Source organism: Gilliamella sp. Fer1-1 (assembly GCF_001690825.1).
Taxonomy (GTDB): domain Bacteria; phylum Pseudomonadota; class Gammaproteobacteria; order Enterobacterales; family Orbaceae; genus Gilliamella; species Gilliamella apicola_C.
This window is the reverse complement of sequence record NZ_LZGX01000104.1, coordinates 45355-64219: the sequence shown is the minus strand read 5'-3', so window position 1 is coordinate 64219 and position 18865 is coordinate 45355. Positions and strand designations below refer to the sequence as shown.

Annotated in this window: 12 protein-coding genes; 7 read left to right on the top strand and 5 right to left on the bottom strand. The window is 37.3% G+C overall.

Annotated elements, in window-relative coordinates:
- Positions 1-145: 145 nt before the first annotated feature.
- Positions 146-1114, bottom strand: a complete 969-nt coding sequence (locus A9G28_RS11405) for a sugar kinase (RefSeq protein WP_065567995.1) — start codon at positions 1112-1114, stop codon at positions 146-148.
- A gap of 2 nt (positions 1115-1116) precedes the next feature.
- Positions 1117-1944, bottom strand: a complete 828-nt coding sequence (locus A9G28_RS11400) for a DeoR/GlpR family DNA-binding transcription regulator (protein WP_065567994.1) — start codon at positions 1942-1944, stop codon at positions 1117-1119.
- 346 nt (positions 1945-2290) lie between these two features.
- Here A9G28_RS11400 and A9G28_RS11395 point away from each other — a divergent pair, with 346 nt between their 5' ends.
- The 7 genes from A9G28_RS11395 to A9G28_RS11365 all read left to right on the top strand — a co-directional run bounded on the left by A9G28_RS11395 (position 2291) and on the right by A9G28_RS11365 (position 14236).
- Complete coding sequence (locus tag A9G28_RS11395; RefSeq protein WP_065580736.1) at positions 2291-3145, top strand: tagatose bisphosphate family class II aldolase; 855 nt, start codon at positions 2291-2293, stop codon at positions 3143-3145.
- Between the two features lie 13 nt (positions 3146-3158).
- Positions 3159-4079, top strand: a complete 921-nt coding sequence (locus tag A9G28_RS11390; RefSeq protein WP_065567992.1) for a 1-phosphofructokinase family hexose kinase — start codon at positions 3159-3161, stop codon at positions 4077-4079.
- A 10-nt stretch (positions 4080-4089) separates the two neighbouring features.
- Positions 4090-5508: a PTS fructose transporter subunit IIC gene (locus A9G28_RS11385; protein ID WP_065580735.1), complete on the top strand. Its 1419-nt coding sequence runs from the start codon at positions 4090-4092 to the stop codon at positions 5506-5508.
- A gap of 56 nt (positions 5509-5564) precedes the next feature.
- Positions 5565-6005: a PTS sugar transporter subunit IIA gene (locus tag A9G28_RS11380; protein ID WP_065567990.1), complete on the top strand. Its 441-nt coding sequence runs from the start codon at positions 5565-5567 to the stop codon at positions 6003-6005.
- A 960-nt stretch (positions 6006-6965) separates the two neighbouring features.
- On the top strand, positions 6966-9479 hold the full coding sequence (locus A9G28_RS11375) for a type VI secretion system Vgr family protein (protein ID WP_065580734.1): 2514 nt from the start codon (positions 6966-6968) through the stop codon (positions 9477-9479).
- Positions 9480-9491: 12 nt separating this feature from the next.
- A complete protein-coding gene (locus tag A9G28_RS11370; protein WP_065580733.1) occupies positions 9492-10463 on the top strand; it encodes a DUF4123 domain-containing protein in 972 nt (323 codons plus the stop codon).
- 20 nt (positions 10464-10483) lie between these two features.
- Positions 10484-14236: a T6SS effector BTH_I2691 family protein gene (locus A9G28_RS11365; RefSeq protein ID WP_065580732.1), complete on the top strand. Its 3753-nt coding sequence runs from the start codon at positions 10484-10486 to the stop codon at positions 14234-14236.
- A 60-nt stretch (positions 14237-14296) separates the two neighbouring features.
- Here A9G28_RS11365 and A9G28_RS11360 read toward each other — a convergent pair whose 3' ends face one another.
- The 3 genes from A9G28_RS11360 to A9G28_RS11350 form a co-directional block, all read right to left on the bottom strand.
- Positions 14297-15667, bottom strand: coding sequence for a tetratricopeptide repeat protein (locus tag A9G28_RS11360; protein WP_065580731.1), 1371 nt, complete (start codon positions 15665-15667; stop codon positions 14297-14299).
- A 196-nt stretch (positions 15668-15863) separates the two neighbouring features.
- Positions 15864-17231, bottom strand: coding sequence for a tetratricopeptide repeat protein (locus A9G28_RS11355; RefSeq protein ID WP_065580730.1), 1368 nt, complete (start codon positions 17229-17231; stop codon positions 15864-15866).
- A 195-nt stretch (positions 17232-17426) separates the two neighbouring features.
- Positions 17427-18794 carry a tetratricopeptide repeat protein gene (locus tag A9G28_RS11350; protein WP_065580729.1) on the bottom strand — a complete coding sequence of 456 codons (1368 nt, stop codon included), beginning with the start codon at positions 18792-18794 and terminating at the stop codon, positions 17427-17429.
- Positions 18795-18865 lie beyond the last annotated feature (71 nt).

Sequence of the window (18865 nt, the reverse complement as noted above, 5' to 3'; positions counted from 1 at the left end):
TACAGACATTTTTAAAAAATAAAGGCATAATGTATCCCGACAATGCATTTATTTCATTGTTTTCCTATTCCTTATGTTTTCCCAATAACTTTGTTATTGGGATTTTTTTTTGCCTATACTTTGATAACTTCATTGCTTTTAATTATTATTTAATAAAAGTGTGAGAAAGGAACTGCTTTAATTCAGTCAATGAAGATGTTCCTTCCATAGGACCTTTTTTAGATACAGCAAATGCACCGCTTGCATTTGCATATTGCAATGCTTTTTCGACTGAATAGCCTGCCAACATTAAACTAACAAACGTGGCACCAAAACAATCTCCTGCCCCTGTTGGGTCAACGGAGTTTACTGTGTACCCATCAACGTGCAACATTTGTAAATAACCTTGCTCGTCAAGCCCATAATAATTAGCGCCTTTACAACCGCCTTTTACCACAATGTGCTTAATCCCTTTTTTAAGCAATCTCATCATTATTTGTTGTTCACTTTCATCATTATTATTTGAAAAATAATTAACTTCGCTTTTACTGGGTAAAAATATATCGGTATATTCCATTATGTAATCAAAAGATTGCTCCATTTCTGGTATATCAAACATTTCTTTACGTAAGTTTGGATCGAATGAAATTGTTCCCCCTTTGTTTTTGATGATATCTAATGCTTTACGCATAGCATCAATCACACGAAAGGAATAAAGCGATGAGCCCATTACATGTAAATGATTACAATCTTTTAATAAGCTTTCATTAACATGATTAAACGAAAGTAAACCACATGCGCTATTTGGAATATTAAAAATAAAATCTCTTTCATTAGAATCTTTATAAGTGACAAAAGCACTACCAGTATTGGCTTTATGATGCATGGTGATACCGTCAATAATAACACCATCATGTTTCAGCCGATTGATACACATCTTGCCAAATGCATCTTTACCAACACAACTAAAAAAGACAACGGGAAAACCTAATTTTGCAACTTGATCTGCAAATATTGCCGGAGCACCACTAACAAACGGACCAATAAACTCTCCTGTTTGATTGAATCGTTGATTTTGTTCTTTGGCTAAGAACTCAACCAGTAGCTCACCAATTGTGCAGATTTTCAAATGCATTATTATCTCTCCAGTATGTTTTGATAAGTCACACAATATTTATTTGAAATAAGTATCTCAAAATTGGCATCCAGGAGTTGCTGATGATACTCTGTTACAGCAGGTCTTGATAACACAACCATATCAAGATCAACGAGTTTTCCCAGATTATTATCATTATTATGAATCAGCCTTTGAGGTAAAATAGCGATATTGTGTGCGGCTTTTTTCATTATTTGTTGATAAGTTTTAACCTGTTCTAAATTTTCAATAATTAATTGATTACCCATATTGATGGCACTTATTTCGAGAATAAAATGCGATACAGGAAATTGATTTAATATAAGATTGATTATCTTGTTATCCTGTAAAAGATTACCCTCAAGTAAAACGCCACCAATAAGAATGACTTCGGCATCCGTAAATTCTTTTGCTAATTTTGCATTACTAATATCATTCATAATCAGTATTAATGATTTTTTGCAATGTAAAAACGGAATCAATTTTCTTATTAAATTACCATGGCTTAAAAACAACGTATCACCATCATTAATATAACTTAAGCAAGTTTTGACTAATTCAATATCATGGCTATCATTAAAACTTTGCGTATAATTTTGTGTAATGGCACTTGTCTGACTTCCCCCTCCATCCTGAGCAAGATAAATTGCTCCACCAAAAGAGCGCTTTAAATATCCTTGCTGCTCCAAGTAAGTTAAATCTTGACGAATAGTTACATTCGATACCTGAAGCAATTGTGATAATTCATCAACTTTAACTTCGCCTTGTTTACGAACAATTTCTGCAATTTGCAGTCGTCGTTTTAATAGGGATGAAGATGCTCTAGCCAATTTTATTTCCTATACCGTAGATAAAATGAAGATTGGTGATAATAGAATTAATCCAATGCTTGGTCAATATTAAACTAGCGCATTACATTTTATCTTATAAATCATACCAATAATGATTTCTACGTCTTTTATCTAAGCACATCTCATATATACATGTTAACCATCAAAATGAAAATTTATAAATAATTTTTGTTACGTTTTGAAAGTAATATTGATTTTTGTGATCTATCTCACGTGATTACCACTAGAATAACTTACAATTCGAAAGCATAATTATTAAAAATAAATTTCGAAACGAAAGTTAATTGCTCTATTAAGTCAAAATAAATTATTAAGGGAAAGTCATATGTCTATTATTTCAAGTCACAACATGTTAAAAAAAGCACAAACAGAACACTATGCAGTACCAGCCTTTAACATTCATAATCTAGAAACTATACAGGTCGTAGTTAAAACTGCCGCTGAATTGCAATCACCCGTTATTTTAGCAGGCACACCAGGCACATATAGTTATGCAGGAACAGAAAACATTATTGCTATTGCTCATGAGCTATCTAAAAAGCATAACATCCCTTTAGCTGTTCACTTAGATCATCATGAAGAATTTGATGATATAGCTTATAAAATTAATGCTGGTGTTCGATCTGTCATGATTGATGGTTCACATCTTCAATTTGAAGAAAATATTACCATTGTGAAACGTGTAGTAGATTATGCTCACCGTTATGATGTTAGTGTTGAAGCTGAATTAGGGCGTCTTGGTGGTGTTGAAGATGATTTAGCTGTGGATGCAAAAGATGCTTTATATACCAGTCCTAAACAAGCACTAGAATTTATACAAAAAACCCAAATTGACTCGCTAGCTATCGCCATTGGTACTGCACATGGTCTTTATAAATCAGAACCTAAACTGGATTTTGATCGCCTATCCGAAATTCGCTCAATCACTGATATTCCACTCGTGTTACATGGCGCTTCAGGTGTTCCTGATAAAGATGTTCGTGAATGTATTAAACGTGGAATTTGTAAAGTCAATGTTGCAACCGAATTAAAAATGGCATTTTCAAATGCCTTAAAACAATACTTTATTGAATATCCTGAGGCTAATGACCCTCGCCATTATATGAAACCAGCTAAAGCGGCAATGAAAGAAATTATCAAGAAAATTATTGCCACATGTGGTTGTGCCGGTAAGTTATAGAGGAATTAGGAAGATGATCTATACATTAACACTTAATACCGCAATTGATATGAATATTCGTTGCCAAGGGCTTAATCCTAATTATGTCAACCGCACATCGCATACTCAATATAGCCCAAATGGTAAAGCGGTCAATGTTTCAATTGTCTTGCACAAATTTCTAAAACCGACTTGTGCATTAGGTTTTTTTGGCGGATTTTCTGGAAAATATATCGTTGATGAATTGACAAAAATGCAGATTGAAACAAAGCCTTGTTTTATTGATGATATAACACGTATCAATGTTTTTATTAATGATGGGCAAAATGAATATAAATTGGTGGGTAAAGGCCCTTTTGTTCCTGATAATAAAAAACAAGAATTGCTAGGATTAATAAAATCACTAAGCAGTAACTGTTATTTAGTTATTAGCGGTAGCTTACCAAATAACATTGAACCCGAATATTACCTATCTATTTTAACTCTATGTAAAGTCAAAAATATTCAAGTTATCCTCGATATTAGCCATCCAATATTAAGTGATTTACTCGCTTATAAACCTTTATTAATTAAACCCAATGATGATGAAATCAAAGAAATTTTTGGTTTTGAAACCCAAACGACATCGCAAATTATTACCGCATTAGAAAATATTCACGCACAAGGTGCACAAAATATTTTATTAACTATGGGGGCTAAAGGACTCTATTTTTCGAATGGAACACATATTTGGTTTTGCAATGCTGTAAAGATCAAATTAATCAGCTCCGCTTGTGCTGGAGATGCGTCACTAGCAGCCTTTCTTAGTGAATGGTTGCCTGATAGGGAAAATATTGAAAGATCAATGAAAAAAGCATCGGCAACGGGGGCGAATGTTGCTGAATCAGATGGATTAGGTTTGCTAGATAAGATCTATATTTATATGAATCAAATTGAAATTACCCAAATAAAATGAGGGAATAATTATGAAAAAAATATTAGCTATAACAGGTTGCCCAACCGGTATCGCTCATACTTATATGGCAGAAGAAGCTTTGAAATCCGCAGCTAAAAAAATAGGCGTTGAAATTAAAGTAGAAACCAATGGCGCAGGTGGGATAGATAATGCCATTACAGATGAGGATATAGCGAACGCTATCGGCGTTATTATCGCCGCTGATAAAGATGTCAATCCCGATCGTTTTAATGGCTTGCCTGTTATTGAGGTTCCTGTAAAAGATGGTATTCATAAGGCTGTAATGCTTATTGAGCAAATAATTTCAGGCAATGCGCCATTACGTAACGGAGCTACCAATAATACACAAAAATCGGTACCCTCAAATCAACAACCCGTGACACAAGAGTCAATTGGTCGCCAAATTTACAAACACCTAATGAGCGGTGTATCTAATATGCTGCCTTTTGTTGTCGCAGGTGGTGTATTAATCGCACTCTCATTTTTATGGGGGATTTACTCGGCCGATGAGACAAATGCACAATATAATCAATTTGCCGCATTGTTGATGAAAATAGGCGGGCAAGCATTTGGTATTATGGTACCCATCTTTACGGGTTTTATTGCTTACTCAATTGGAGGTAGGCCTGGGTTAGTGGCAGGTTTTGTTGGCGGATTGATTGCCAATATTACAGGTGCAGGGTTCTTAGGTGGCATTATTGCAGGCTTTGCAGCAGGCTACTTAATGCTATATGTCAAAAAATGGTTAGATAGACTTCCTCGTTCATTTGAAGGGCTAAAATCTATTTTTATCATGCCGTTAATTGGTGTTTTTGTGATTGGTGCAGGCATGTTCTTATTAGGTGACCCAATTGCAGCAGTTAACCATGCAATGAAATCATTTCTTGAATCATTACAATCAGCTAATCCTGTTTTACTTGGCATAGTCATTGGTGCTATGTGTTCCTTTGACTTTGGAGGTCCAGTAAATAAAGCCGCCTATGTAACAGGGACTATGCTACTAGGCGAAGGTAACTTTTACTTTATGGCTGGAGTTTCAGCCGCATGTATTGTGCCACCTTTTGTCATTGCTTTCTCAACAACGATATTTCGTGGAAAAGCATTTACTGAGGAAGAGCGTGCAGCTGGAATTGTAAACTATATTTTAGGTGCTACACACATCACTGAAGGTGCGATTCCTTTTGCGGCTAAAGATCCATTACGAGTCATTCCTGTCATGATGTTATCGTCCGCCATCGCATCGGTATTGACTTTTTTAAGCCATATTCAAGTTCCCGCACCACATGGTGGTTTTCTTGTACTTCCATTGGTAAATAAACCTTTTCTATGGGTAGCTTGTATTTTTACTGGCGCGCTTGTCGGAGCCATATTATTAGGCTTAATTCGAATTCACCAAAATAGACAATTAACAATTAACAATACGATATGATTAACTAATTGATATACCGATAATTTTTCGGTGTATCAAAACTAAAAGGACAACAAATGAGCGATTTAAAACTTACTATCGATGATATTAGAATTATAAGCGGGTGTTATTCTAAACAAGATGCCATTCAATCAGTATCAGAAGCGATGATAAAAGCAGGTCTAGTAAAAGATGATTATACACAAGCCATGTTTGATCGAGATACCCAAATCTCTACATTTTTAGGTAATGGTATTGCCATTCCTCATGGAACGACTGATAAGCGTGATAGTGTCATCAAAACAGGCTTAAAAATAATTTACTATCCAAAAGGGGTACTCTGGGATCAAGATGATAACATAGCTTATGTTGTTATTGGCATCGCAGCGAAAGCTAATGAACATCTCGATATTTTACGACAGTTAACAAAAGCTGTAATTGCTGAAGATACGCTCGATCGTATTAAAACGATTAAAACCGCTGAAAATCTATTAGAAATACTACAAGGTAGTTGCTAAAAGATTTATTTTATTTCATGTCAAAAGATCATTTCAATACAATAAGGTTGAACTTGATTTTCATCCCAAAAACCGACAAATACTACCTCTATGATATAAATAAAAATCATAGAGGAACCCATTATGCTACAGCATTTAACACCATTTCCAACAACAGGTGGTGGAGTATACCTTATCTAAAATTCATCTCTTATTAGCTAAAAATAGCTAACTATTTGGGTGTTAGGCGCACGTTTAGTTGCACTAAACTTGATGTATGATATAAGGAAAAAGGACTATGATGTAGCAGAAAGAACGGCAAATCGAATATGATAAAAATCATTCAGAAAGGCTATTGATTTTATTGAAGTTTTTTGTTTTGCTAAATAATAGTAAATAATAACGTTACTTCTTTTGCGACAAGGCTATTTTATGATGCACTGCCCCATACATAAAATAGACTGCTTAATCCTGATAAACCCTATCAAATCGGAGGTAACTGATATCACTTTATCAAACTCAGCCAAGGTGGGTTATACCTCGTCGTAATGATTGATTTATTGGATTGAAATGTGATTGGTCGGCAAATAAGTTCACCTATTAATAGGTATTTAGTTTTTCCGATAATAGCTGAATATCGTCAGAGCAATATGAAAAGCAATATTACCTTAATGCCAAATTGATTGAGGCGATTACTATCTAATATTTTGGCGAAGATCAAAACCTACTTGATGGTTAAAATTAAGTTTTCTTATCTCTTTTCAACCAAACTTTTAGCGTGTCAATATAGTTGTCAAAATAATTAACTTATTAATATTAAAAGCATTTACATTGGTAAATAGAAAGTTTATTGGATAATGTTATATACATTACTTCAATAATCTGTTGAGATAGAAAAACAATCATATATAATTCATAATCATTTTGTAAATAACATCACTAAAAGTTTTAATAAGTTGCATTTAAAGGAGAGAAAACGCCATGGAAAACAAGCTTAATCGCCTGCTAGGTCAATTAGGTGAAGGATTAATGGGTGGATTACTTGATAGTTTAGGGGGCGTTAGCCATAATCGCTATACCTTAACCGTTGACGGGCTGACCGCACCGATTTCAGTTTTGCATGTTGACGGTGATGAGCAGTTAAATCAACCTTGGCATTATGTGGTTACCTTTACCAGCCCTGACAAAACCTTATCGCCCGATGCGTTCCTTAATCAAAAATCGACTTTCTGCTTTAATCCTGTTATTAACAAACCATTAACTTCCGCTATTCGTTCACTAAGCGACTTGCCGGCCGTGACGAATAAACGCACCTTGCATGGGGTCATCACTGAATTTAGCCAGCTATCAGTCAATAAAGATGAAGCTCATTACCAAGTTGTGTTATCTTCGTGCTTAGCACGGCTGGCTGTGGGGAAAAATAGTGCCCTATTTCAAAATCAAAGCGTGGTCAGTGTGGTTGAAGAAGTGCTACGCAGTCACGGTTTTACCGGCATTGATTACCGGTTAGCGCTCAAAGATAGTTATCCTGAACGGGAGTTTATCACCCAGTGGCAAGAAAGCGACCTGGAATTTATTCAACGCTTATTGGCCGATGTCGGTATCTGGTTTCGCTTTGAAACCCATGCCGAGCATGATTGTGATGTGATGGTGTTAAGTGATTATGAACAAGGCTATGTACAGGTGGCCAATATCGACTATAAACCGCCGAGTGGCATGGCCGATACGGGCATAGAAAGTGTTTGGGATATCACCTTACATAGCGAAGTGGTACCCGCCTCAGTGACCGTTCAAGACTATAACTACCGTGATGCCAAAGCCGATTTACTCACCGATATCAACACCCAACCGAAAACCTCCACCACGCAAGGCACTGATTACCGTTACGAAGAGCATTATAAAAGCGGGCAAGGTCAGCAGAGTAAGCCAAATGATAAAGCCGTTAACTCCAACCAACCACAAACCGCTAACCTGTCACCGCAAGATGACGGTATTGAACAAGATAACGGCATTGAAAGCGGTCAATGGTATGCCAAAATCCGCCATGAACAGGCGATTAGCCAGCAAATTATCATTAAAGGTAAGAGTAATCGCTATAACCTTGCTCCCGGTCAATGGATTAATATCAACGGCAGTCCGCTAACGAATATTAATGACGGTATCCTCATTTTAAGTGTACAAGGGCAAGGTAACCGTACTGATGCCTATGCACTCACCTTTACCGCCATTCCCTATCAAGCCTTAAAACCCTATCGCCCCGCGCCCATACGTTGGCCACAAGTCAGTGGCACCTTACCCGCACGGGTCACTAGCCCTGATAATGACACCTATGGCTATATTGACACTCACGGGCGCTACCGAGTTAAATTTAACTTTGACTTAAAAGCGTGGAAAAAGGGCACTGAAAGCCTATGGGTACGCTTAGCCAAACCTTATTCGGGTAACACTTATGGTTTTCACTTCCCGTTAATTGACGGCACGGAAGTGGCGATTGCCTTTATGAATGGTAATCCAGATAGGCCGTATATCGCCCATGCCATGCACGACAGCGCCCACCCTGACCATGTGACTACGGTAAACAAACACCGCAATGTCATTCGCACCCCCGCCAACAACAAACTGCGCATGGATGATAAACGCGGGCAAGAGCATATCAAACTCGCCACCGAATACGGCAAAAGCCAACTTAACCTTGGTCACCTTGTTAACGAAAAAAAAGCACAACGCGGTGAAGGCTTTGAACTGCGCACGGATGAATGGGGCGCAATTGCTGCCAACAAAGGTTTATACTTAACCACCCAAACCGAGCCGAAAGCCCAAGGCAAACAACTGGATATGCAAGCGGCAATAAACCAACTTGAAAATGCCTTATCGATTGCCAAAGCCCTACAAAATGCCGCTACCCAGTCCGACGCACACAGCGCAGATACCGACAGTCAAGACCAGCTTAAAGCCAACTTAAGCGAGCTAACTCAAAGTGGCCTACTGGCCTATGCGCAAGAAGGCATTGCCTTAACCAGCCCAGAAAACATCCAACTGACAACAGGCAATAGCTTAACCCTAACCAGCGAAAACCAAACCGATATCACCGCATTAAAAAACATCACCGTATCATCTGGCGACGCAATAGGGCTATTTGCCCATAAATCAGGCATGAAGCTATTTGCTAACCAAGGCGATATTGAGGTTCAAGCCCAAAATGCCAACCTCAATATGGCGGCTAAGCAAGATATAAAAATAGACAGTGTTGATGGTGAAACACAGATAACAGCTACTAAAGCGCTGACCCTAATCTGTGGCGGCTCTTATATCAAAATCAGCAGTGCAGGCATTGAACTGGGTACACAAGATAATATTTATCTTAAATGTAATGTCATGCAAAAGATGGGGGCACATAATATGTCAATCACAAATAATTTAGCCGACGAAGTAAAATGCCAAAATACGCAAAATCAACAGGCTAACGATCAGCAAGCTACAATCGATATCGAATAAAAAGGTCAAAGTATGTTGAGATGTGGACAAACAACCATTGATTTAAATAAATTATCGGATAATGCCTTGGCAATAACACGAATACTTGTTGATGAGTCGCAGGTTTATAAAAACCGTTGTTTAGCACTGCTTGATCCATTTTTAACTCCAATTGATGAGCCCTTTATGAAATACTTTCATAATCAACTTCGATTATATAAAGTACCCATAAGCCATCCATCAGTATTAAAAACAAAGTGTCCATGGCTAATAGAACTGGATCTTAGAGACAAATACGAGCAAGCCGTATTAAGTTTTATGCTTGATCGAGCACTCAAACAGCTAGCTCCGCAATCGATTGCTGTAGGGACAGGTCAGCAATATTGTGCTTGGTTATTTACCCATAAAAAAACCGAAAGTATAGCCAAAGATTTAGGGTTACGCACAATCCAAAAACGAGGGAGAGATAAAAATATACTGCTACGATACTACGATCCCGCTGTCTTTTTTCAGCTAATGAGTATATTAGACAGCAAACAACAAAACAAACTATTAGGCAATATTGAAAAATGGGCAATGCTAACTCGACAAGGTACCCTTAATATTAAACAGCAGATCGAACCCGTACAATTCTCCTTAATGGGTAGTTTATGGATCACAACCGATCAACATCAAAAATTGGATTGTATTGGAATTAATAATCAAATTATTCGTTCAGAACAAATAAAACATCCAGCAAAAAATATTGATGAAATTCAATCATTACAAAAAATTACTCCTTGTTTAATTCGTTTAATGAATAACAATATTCACGAAAAAGAATTAAAACTTGAATGGGCAAAATTGGCATTAAAATGGGGGCATGATTTTGATTGTCACCCCAAAATTGAAAGTAAAATCAAGCAATGTACGGATCTTGGTAAATATTATCGACTTTTGGGCGAATTGAATAAAATAAGATCAGATAATTGGCAAATATATTTACAAGAACTGAATGAAAAATAAGGGATTGATGAGGATTAGACATGAGTGAACAAAGCGAAAAAAAACAGTGTGATTGCCAAAGAGAAGGACTGGCTATTTTTCCTACCCGTTATACGGTAGTTCCTACTTATATTAAAAGTGCTTGTCCAACATGGGCAAAGTTAGACGGAGTAACCACTGTTTCCTTAAATAAGGATTACCAGTATCATGTTCGCCGAATTAGAGCTGGGTTTATTTATATTTATTTACCTTCAGACGCAGACGGTTCTAATGAAGACAGTTCTAATGAAGACGCTAGCTCACAAAGTGAATCCGCACAAGAGGAGTTAGAAAACCGTTATTGGTTAATTTATAGTGTTGATGATGAAGGTCGGTTTACTAAATTAAATGGCATGCAGTCGACAAAATCGGTTGATGTGAACGAAAACGGATCCTACCACTGCCCAAACTTATTAAGTAACCCTACGTTAAATGCTTTTCTTACTATACCGAACCCTTCGCGTTACAGTAAAGTTTATATTGCTTATAGTGAGTTTCCTTGGACTGTTGAAGCGATGCAAGAATATCGCAAAACACCAACCCCACGTATGCAAGAATTAGATATTGAGGCTTGGCAAAATAAAAACTATAACCAAGAAAGTGCCACTATTGCCTCAGGACGATCAATTACTGATATTTTAGATTTTAATTTTGATTTTATCCAAAAAAATGCCTTGCCTGATACAAAACATGAATTTTATCAAAGTGCCCAATCAGTCAATGCTATGCAAGGGCCACTGTGGCTGTATGATAAAAAATCAATTTTATTAAATAACGATTATCAAAAAATCACCCAAATTAACACAACTGAACAACCGTGGGCGATTTTTAAAGCCAATACCAATGAATCGGAGGAACAGCTTTCAGCTGAAATGCACGATTCATATGTACAAAAATTACATAGCACGATGCAAAGTTATAGCGGTGATCATGGGCAACCAATGTTGCTAGCATTGGATGATGCAATAGGGGTAGCGCTCGATCTCAACAACTACTATACCGATATTTTTGGTCACTTGGGTCAATTTAACAAAGAAGCCGATATGGAATTAGATGTTAAAGAGATGATGAAAGTGGTGGAAACCTATTCCGAATATCAAGTAGCGCAAGAAGATTTCAAGTTTTCCCCTACAAATGACGAACTCTATTTAGCGACAGCAAATGGTAAAAGGTTAGCAGATATTGATTACCAAGAAGCATTTTCATTATCACAATTAAAAGATATAAGCGATAAAGAATATGAAAGTATTTCGCAATATAACAAACATAAAATAGGAGGTAAATTTAAAGTAAGGGGTATTATTGATAATATGAATAAGATATATGGTACGCCTAAAGCTGAAGATGGACTTAAGGCACCTATAAATCGTAATTATTATCAATTAGTCAAATCATACATTTTATTGGTTAAAGAGTATTTTTATGGCAAACCGCTTGGGCATGAATACTATTACCGATTTATGAAATTTTTAAAATTGAATTATTTTGGTGAAGGTCCTTCAATATATGAAAGCCCCTGGTATAGCGATCAACTAATTAACGGAGAATACCTAAAAAACAGCATTTATGCTAAAGCTATAAAATATTCCTTGTTTAGTTATGAAGCCCCAATTGAAGAAATTAAGCAAGATGCCAAATTATTGGATAAAGTTTATGAAGCATTGATTAAAGAGTATTGTGACAAAGCAAAAGAACATCAATCACTTCTTTATAGAAAAACACAAAATGAGTTTAAAAAATATAAACGGTGCTTGATTTCTCACCATTTTGAAAATGTGGAAAAAAAATTTAACCAACATATTAAGCAAATTGCCAGTGAACGAGCCAAGCAGCTTATTAATTGGATTAAAGAAAGCCATTATTTAACCTTTGTGAATGATCTATCGTACGAACGTAATATTGAGCTCGACAACAACAGTGCGGTATGGGGTAAATGCCAAACAAAAATAAAAGAAGAATTGAAAAAGGCAATAGAATCGAAAGAAATAGAAGATTATCAAGAAAAAGAGTTATTAAAAATTAACCTTAATGGTTATTATTTTACCGCAGTGGTTAACCGCACTTTTGAAGGGTTAGAACAAACCGAAGAAGGCAATGCCTTTATTGAACAGCTGTTAGATATCCAGCAATTTAGTATTGAAGGCGAAACCTATATCCATATTAGAACCTCGATTGCGGCATTATTATGGCGTACAATCAGCTATGACTGGCAGTTAACTTGGGACGTATTGAAAGAAATATATAACGCAGTAGATGCTAATAAAAAAGAAAAATATGCTGAAGATGCGCTTACAGAAGCAATTAAATCCAACATATCAACCTATATCGTTAATTTACGCAAAGCCAACTTAGTGCTAGAACATATCATGGAGTTAAAGAAACTGCAAAATAAACAGGGGCTAACTACTATTGCGATTGACACCAGCTTTGGTAAACATAACATTATTACCCGTTGGTTTAGCAATTACGACAACCCAGGTACCATGAATAATTACACGTTAAAACTGTATGATAAACTGGTGGCAATGTGTAAACCGATTAACACCTGTTTATACAGCTTAGGGGCAATGATTGCCGAAACCGCTGCCTTGGCGCTGTCCGGCGTTGTTTGGAAAACGGCTGTCACTTATGCGCATATGAAATATCAAATTATGGCGACTTATAAAACCTTTAAAGCGCAAAGCTTTGTGGGGGTGCCTGTGGGGGGGGGCTTGCATGTTTTGCTTAGCACTTACCCTGCTCAAGTAAAAAAAACCTTAAAAGAACTGCGTGACAGTTTAAACAGCGCCATTAAACAGCTTGATAAACGCTTTACCGAACAATTTGTTGAGCTCGATCACCTATTTAAAAAGCAAGTTAATGTGGTGTTTAAAATTTTTTCTGAACAGGCAACTCAACAATTAACCACTAATCAAATTCATCTGCGTAGCGCAAGGTTAGGTTTTTTAGTAGGGGCGTTTGAAGCCTATAACTGGCGATACATTATGAATAAAGAGCCTTCACTATTTGCTAACGATACCGACATTTTATTAGAAAAAGCCATGGCAACTAGTTCGTTAGCAGCCGCTGTTGCCGACACCGTAGCATCAACCATTTTAGCACGTAACCCAAGGGCAATAAAAGGCTTTCGGTATGCTAAAACAGGCTTTGGCGTGTTTACCGCATTAACTTATTTTATCTCTGCGGTTGAAATGGGGATAGGCGCTAAGGACAACTACAAATATGGCAATTCATATGCCACTTGGTCGGGAGGGTTAGCGTGTGGACTAAACACGACGGCTGGTGGATTATATGTGTTATATGGGTTATCGTACCGTTATGAATGGGTACAAACCCTGTTCCGTGTAAAAATTCAGAAACTAATCTTGCGCAAAGGGCTTCAACAAGCCTTTAATTTAGGCGCCTGCCGATTATTACTATTCCGTGTTGCTGGAGCGGTTGGAGGGTTAGCGGCACTATTAACATGGATTTATGAAATTTGTAAAGATAACGATATTCAAATTCATCTTAAATTTTCAGCACTAGGCAAAAAAAGAGATGAGCAAAAATTTACCAATGCCGCGCAACAGGCTAACCATTTTACAGCCATTGCTGAATTAAAAGGTTTTTTTGACGATGCGATCTTTTCCACTCAACAAGCAAATAGTGCGCCGCAAACGCACCCTAAAACCGAAGATCAAAGCGATCAAGATCAATTGCAACACCCCGCCATTATGTTACAAATTGAGCAGGAAGTATTAAAATGGTTGGATTAATGGTTGCACAAGGTGATTTATCATCGCTTTATTAATAAAAAGCGGGTATAGCCCCCGCTTTTAATGCATTCTTAGTTCATCTTCTTCTATCGGTGGGTACCCTGACCATTCATTAGGGTGATTAACCGCCCCCATTTTTAACGCATATTTACGCCATAACTGCGCACGGGGAATATCTTGCTCTTCGCGTTTATAATAGTAACTTAACGACGTTATGATAATGTGGTTGCCTTGAATGGCTTTTTTGATTAAATAACGCTCTTTTAATGTTGATTGTTCGCCAACCGTATTGCCTAGTAATATATCAAAGGTGTCTCTTGGCCAAAGTGTAAAAGCGATAATTCGTGAACCATAGAGCATATTTAAATTGTAAAAATCTTTCAGGTAAAAGAAATTATCATAGATCAAATCTTCATCCCTCACCTTTTCACGAGCACTATTATATTGGGAACGATATTTTATTGTTTGATGTTTTAATTGTGTTCTAAATTTATATTGATTAGACATTATAACTCTAAGGGTATGCCATAAGTTATCATCGGGTTGCAATTGATAGGCTTGCTCAAGTAAGGTAAAGGCTTTATATTCATCGACTTTGGTACCTAAGCCTTGCATATACATAAACGCTAATGTCCTTATTGCTGGGACAAACTGTTGGTTTGCTGCTTGTTCATAAAGCGTAAAGGCATGATTTTCATTTTTATCAACCCCAATACCAAATAGATAAAAATAAGCCAAATTGGTTTGCGCTAAAGCATGCCCTTGGTTGGCGGCTTTTTGGTACCATTCAATGGCTTTTTGTAAATCAGGCTCGACCCCTTGGCCATATTCACTCAAGGGGTAAACTCCACGGGGATAATACTCAATGGGTAAGCTCATTTTGTCGAATCGGGCAAATTGTGCTTCGATTTTAGGTAGTTCAGGGTCGATATTGTTGCCATTTTCGTCAAAAATATACAATCGAGGCGCTTTACCGCCTGATGCGTTTTCGTAAATATAACCAATACTATTTTGAGCATCGGCATTGCCTTGAGCAGCCGCTTTTTCAAACCAACTTAAAGCAATCGGAAAGTTGTTTAACTCATCACGGTACATTGAGCCTAAGTTATATTGTGCTTTAGCCAGTCCCTGAGCGGCCGCTTTTTCAAATAATAGCCGTGCTTTAGTGTGATCCCCTTTTTGGTAAAGCAAATTATCGCCGTAAAAAATTTCGCCCAAGGTGTTTTGGGCAATGGCATCACCACTTTCAGCCAGTTCAGTGCACAATTTAATGTTTGCTTCATCACGTGAAAGTTGGCAAGTGGGTTGCTCCGAGGCGCTAGGCATCAAGCGAGTTTGGGTCGCATTGGTATGATGATTGCCCTTGGCAAAAGCCGACATCGCAAATAAGGCAACACCAAACCCCAATACCGCATAAGGGATTTTTTTCATTTTCATTCCATTTATAACGATTTTTGATGAATTTTAATATGGTTAACCGCGCTAATTGTATAGCAAAAATTGGTGGTAACAAATTAAAAAACAAACAATAAATACCTTAAAAAATCGAAGATCAAAGCGATCAAGATCAATCGCAACACCTTGCAATCATGTTACAAAAACAATTAAAAGCGAATATGATCCGCTTTTAATGCATTCTTAGTTCATCTTCTTCTATCGGTGGGTACCCAGACCATTCATTAGGGTGATTAACCGCCCCCATTTTTAACGCGTATTTACGCCATAACTGCGCACGGGGAATATCTTGCTCTTCGCGTTTATAATAATGACTTAACGACGTTATGATAATGTGGTTGCCTTGAATGGCTTCTTTGGTTAAATAATGCTCTTTTAGCTTTGACAGTTCGCCAACTGTATTGCCCAGTAATACATCAAAGGTGTTTCTTGGCCATTTTGCATAAATGTGTATTTCCCACCCTTTCTGCATATTTAGGTTATAAAACCCATTAAGAAAATGAAAGCGATCATAGATCCAATCTTCATCGCATACCTTTTCACGAGCACTATATTGGGAACGATATTTTATTGTTTGATGTTTTAATTGTGTTCTAAATTTATATTGATTAGACATTATAACCCTAAGGGTATGCCATAAGTTATCATCAGGGTGCAATTGATAGGCTTGCTCAAGTAAGGTAAAGGCTTTATATTCATCGACTTTGGTGCCTAAGCCTTGCATATACATAAACGCTAATGTCCTTATTGCTGGGACAAACTGTTGGTTTGCTGCTTGTTCATAAAGCGTAAAGGCATGATTTTCATTTTTATCAACCCCAATACCAAACAGATAAAAATAAGCCAAATTGGTTTGCGCTAGGGCATGCCCTTGGTTGGCGGCTTTTTGGTACCATTCAATGGCTTTTTGTAAATCAGGCTCGACCCCTTGGCCATATTCACTCAAGGGGTAAACTCCACGGGGATAATATTCAATGGGTAAGCTCATTTTGTCGAATCGGGCAAATTGTGCTTCGATTTTAGGTAGTTCAGGGTCGATATTGTTGCCATTTTCGTCAAAAATATACAATCGAGGCGCTTTACCGCCTGATGCGTTTTCGTAAATATAACCAATACTATTTTGAGCATCGGCATTGCCTTGAGCAGCCGCTTTTTCAAACCAACTTAAAGCAATCGGAAAGTTGTTTAACTCATCACGGTACATTGAGCCTAAGTTATATTGTGCTTTAGCCAGTCCCTGAGCGGCCGCTTTTTCAAATAATAGCCGTGCTTTAGTGTGATCCCCTTTTTGGTAAAGCAAATTATCGCCGTAAAAAATTTCGCCCAAGGTGTTTTGGGCAATGGCATCACCACTTTCAGCCAGTTCAGTGCACAATTTAATGTTTGCTTCATCACGTGAAAGTTGGCAAGTGGGTTGCTCCGAGGCGCTAGGCATCAAGCGAGTTTGGGGCGCATTGGTATGATGATTGCCCTTGGCAAAAGCCGACATCGCAAATAAGGCAACACCAAACCCCAATACCGCATAAGGGATTTTTTTCATTTTCATTCCATTTATAACGATTTTTGATGAATTTTAATATGGTTAACCGCGCTAATTGTATAGCAAAAACCGTAGTAACAAATTAAAAAACAAACAATAAATACCTTAAAAAACCGAAGATCAAAGCAAGCAAGATCAATCGCAACACCTTGCAATCATGTTACAAAAACAATTAAAAGCGGATATGATCCGCTTTTAATGCATTCTTAGTTCATCTTCTTCTATCGGTGGGTATCCTGACCATTCGCTAGGGTGATTGGACGCTCCCATTTTTAACGCGTATTTACGCCATAATTGCGCACGGGGAATATCTTGCTCTTCGCGTTTATAATAGTGACTTAACGACGTTATGATAATGTGATTGCCTTGAATGGCTTCTTTGGTCAATATGCGCTCTTTTAATGTTGATTGTTCGCCAACTGTATTGCCCAGTAATATATCAAAGGTGTCTCTTGGCCAAAGCGTAAAAGAGATAATTCGTGAACCATAGATCATATTTAAATTGTAAAAATCTTTTAGATAAAAAAATTTATTGCAAATCAAATCTTCATCACTGGCGTGTTTTTTATCACTAATTTTGGAACGATATTTTCTTTCTTGATGTTTTAATTCGGTGTTAAAGTCATATCGATTAGACATTATTACATCAATCAATTGCCATAAGTTATCATCAGGTTGCAATTGATAAGCTTGCTCAAGTAAGGTAAAGGCTTTATATTCATCGACTTTGGTACCTAAGCCTTGCATATACATAAACGCTAATGTCCTTATTGCTGGGACAAACTGTTGCTTAGCGGCTTGTTCATAAAGCGTAAAGGCATGATTTTCATTTTTATCAACCCCAATACCAAATAGATAAAAATAAGCCAAATTGGTTTGCGCTAAAGCATGCCCTTGGTTGGCGGCTTTTTGGTACCATTCAATGGCTTTTTGTAAATCAGGCTCGACCCCTTGGCCATATTCACTCAAAGGGTAAACTCCACGGGGATAATATTCAATGGGTAAGCTCATTTTGTCGAATCGGGCAAATTGTGCTTCGATTTTAGGTAGCTCAGGATCGATATTGTTGCCATTTTCGTCAAAAATATACAATCGAGGCGCTTTACCGCCTGATGCGTTTTCGTAAATATAACCAATACTATTTTGAGCATCGACATTGCCTTGAGCGGCGGCTTTTTCAAACCAACTTAAAGCAACTGGAAAGTTGTTTAACTCATCACGGTACATTGAGCCTAAGTTATATTGTGCTTTAGCCAGTCCCTGAGCGGCCGCTTTTTCAAATAATAGTCGAGCTTTAGTGTGATCCCCTTTTTGGTAAAGCAAATTATCGCCGTAAAAAATTTCGCCCAAGGTGTTTTGGGCAATGGCATCACCACTTTCAGCCAGTTCAGTGCACAGTTTCATGTTTGCTTCATCACGTGAAAGTTGGCAAGTGGGTTGCTCCGAGGCGCTAGACATTAAGCGAGTTTGGGGCGCATTGGTATGATGATTGCCCTTGGCAAAAGCCGACATCGCAAATAAGGCAACACCAAACCCCAATACCGCATAAGGGATTTTTTTCATTTTCATTCCATTTATAACGATTTTTGATGAATTTTAATATGGTTAACCACGCTAATTGTATAGCAAAAATC

Bases quoted from the DNA above. Each gene is read 5' to 3' on its own strand.
- A9G28_RS11405 (WP_065567995.1), bottom strand. From the start codon at position 1,114: ATGCATTTGAAAATCTGCACAATTGGTGAGCTACTGGTTGAGTTCTTA.
- A9G28_RS11395 (WP_065580736.1), top strand. From the start codon at position 2,291: ATGTCTATTATTTCAAGTCACAACATGTTAAAAAAAGCACAAACAGAA.
- A9G28_RS11390 (WP_065567992.1), top strand. From the start codon at position 3,159: ATGATCTATACATTAACACTTAATACCGCAATTGATATGAATATTCGT.
- A9G28_RS11385 (WP_065580735.1), top strand. From the start codon at position 4,090: ATGAAAAAAATATTAGCTATAACAGGTTGCCCAACCGGTATCGCTCAT.
- A9G28_RS11380 (WP_065567990.1), top strand. From the start codon at position 5,565: ATGAGCGATTTAAAACTTACTATCGATGATATTAGAATTATAAGCGGG.
- A9G28_RS11375 (WP_065580734.1), top strand. From the start codon at position 6,966: ATGGAAAACAAGCTTAATCGCCTGCTAGGTCAATTAGGTGAAGGATTA.
- A9G28_RS11370 (WP_065580733.1), top strand. From the start codon at position 9,492: ATGTTGAGATGTGGACAAACAACCATTGATTTAAATAAATTATCGGAT.
- A9G28_RS11365 (WP_065580732.1), top strand. From the start codon at position 10,484: ATGAGTGAACAAAGCGAAAAAAAACAGTGTGATTGCCAAAGAGAAGGA.
- A9G28_RS11360 (WP_065580731.1), bottom strand. From the start codon at position 15,667: ATGAAAAAAATCCCTTATGCGGTATTGGGGTTTGGTGTTGCCTTATTT.
- A9G28_RS11355 (WP_065580730.1), bottom strand. From the start codon at position 17,231: ATGAAAAAAATCCCTTATGCGGTATTGGGGTTTGGTGTTGCCTTATTT.
- A9G28_RS11350 (WP_065580729.1), bottom strand. From the start codon at position 18,794: ATGAAAAAAATCCCTTATGCGGTATTGGGGTTTGGTGTTGCCTTATTT.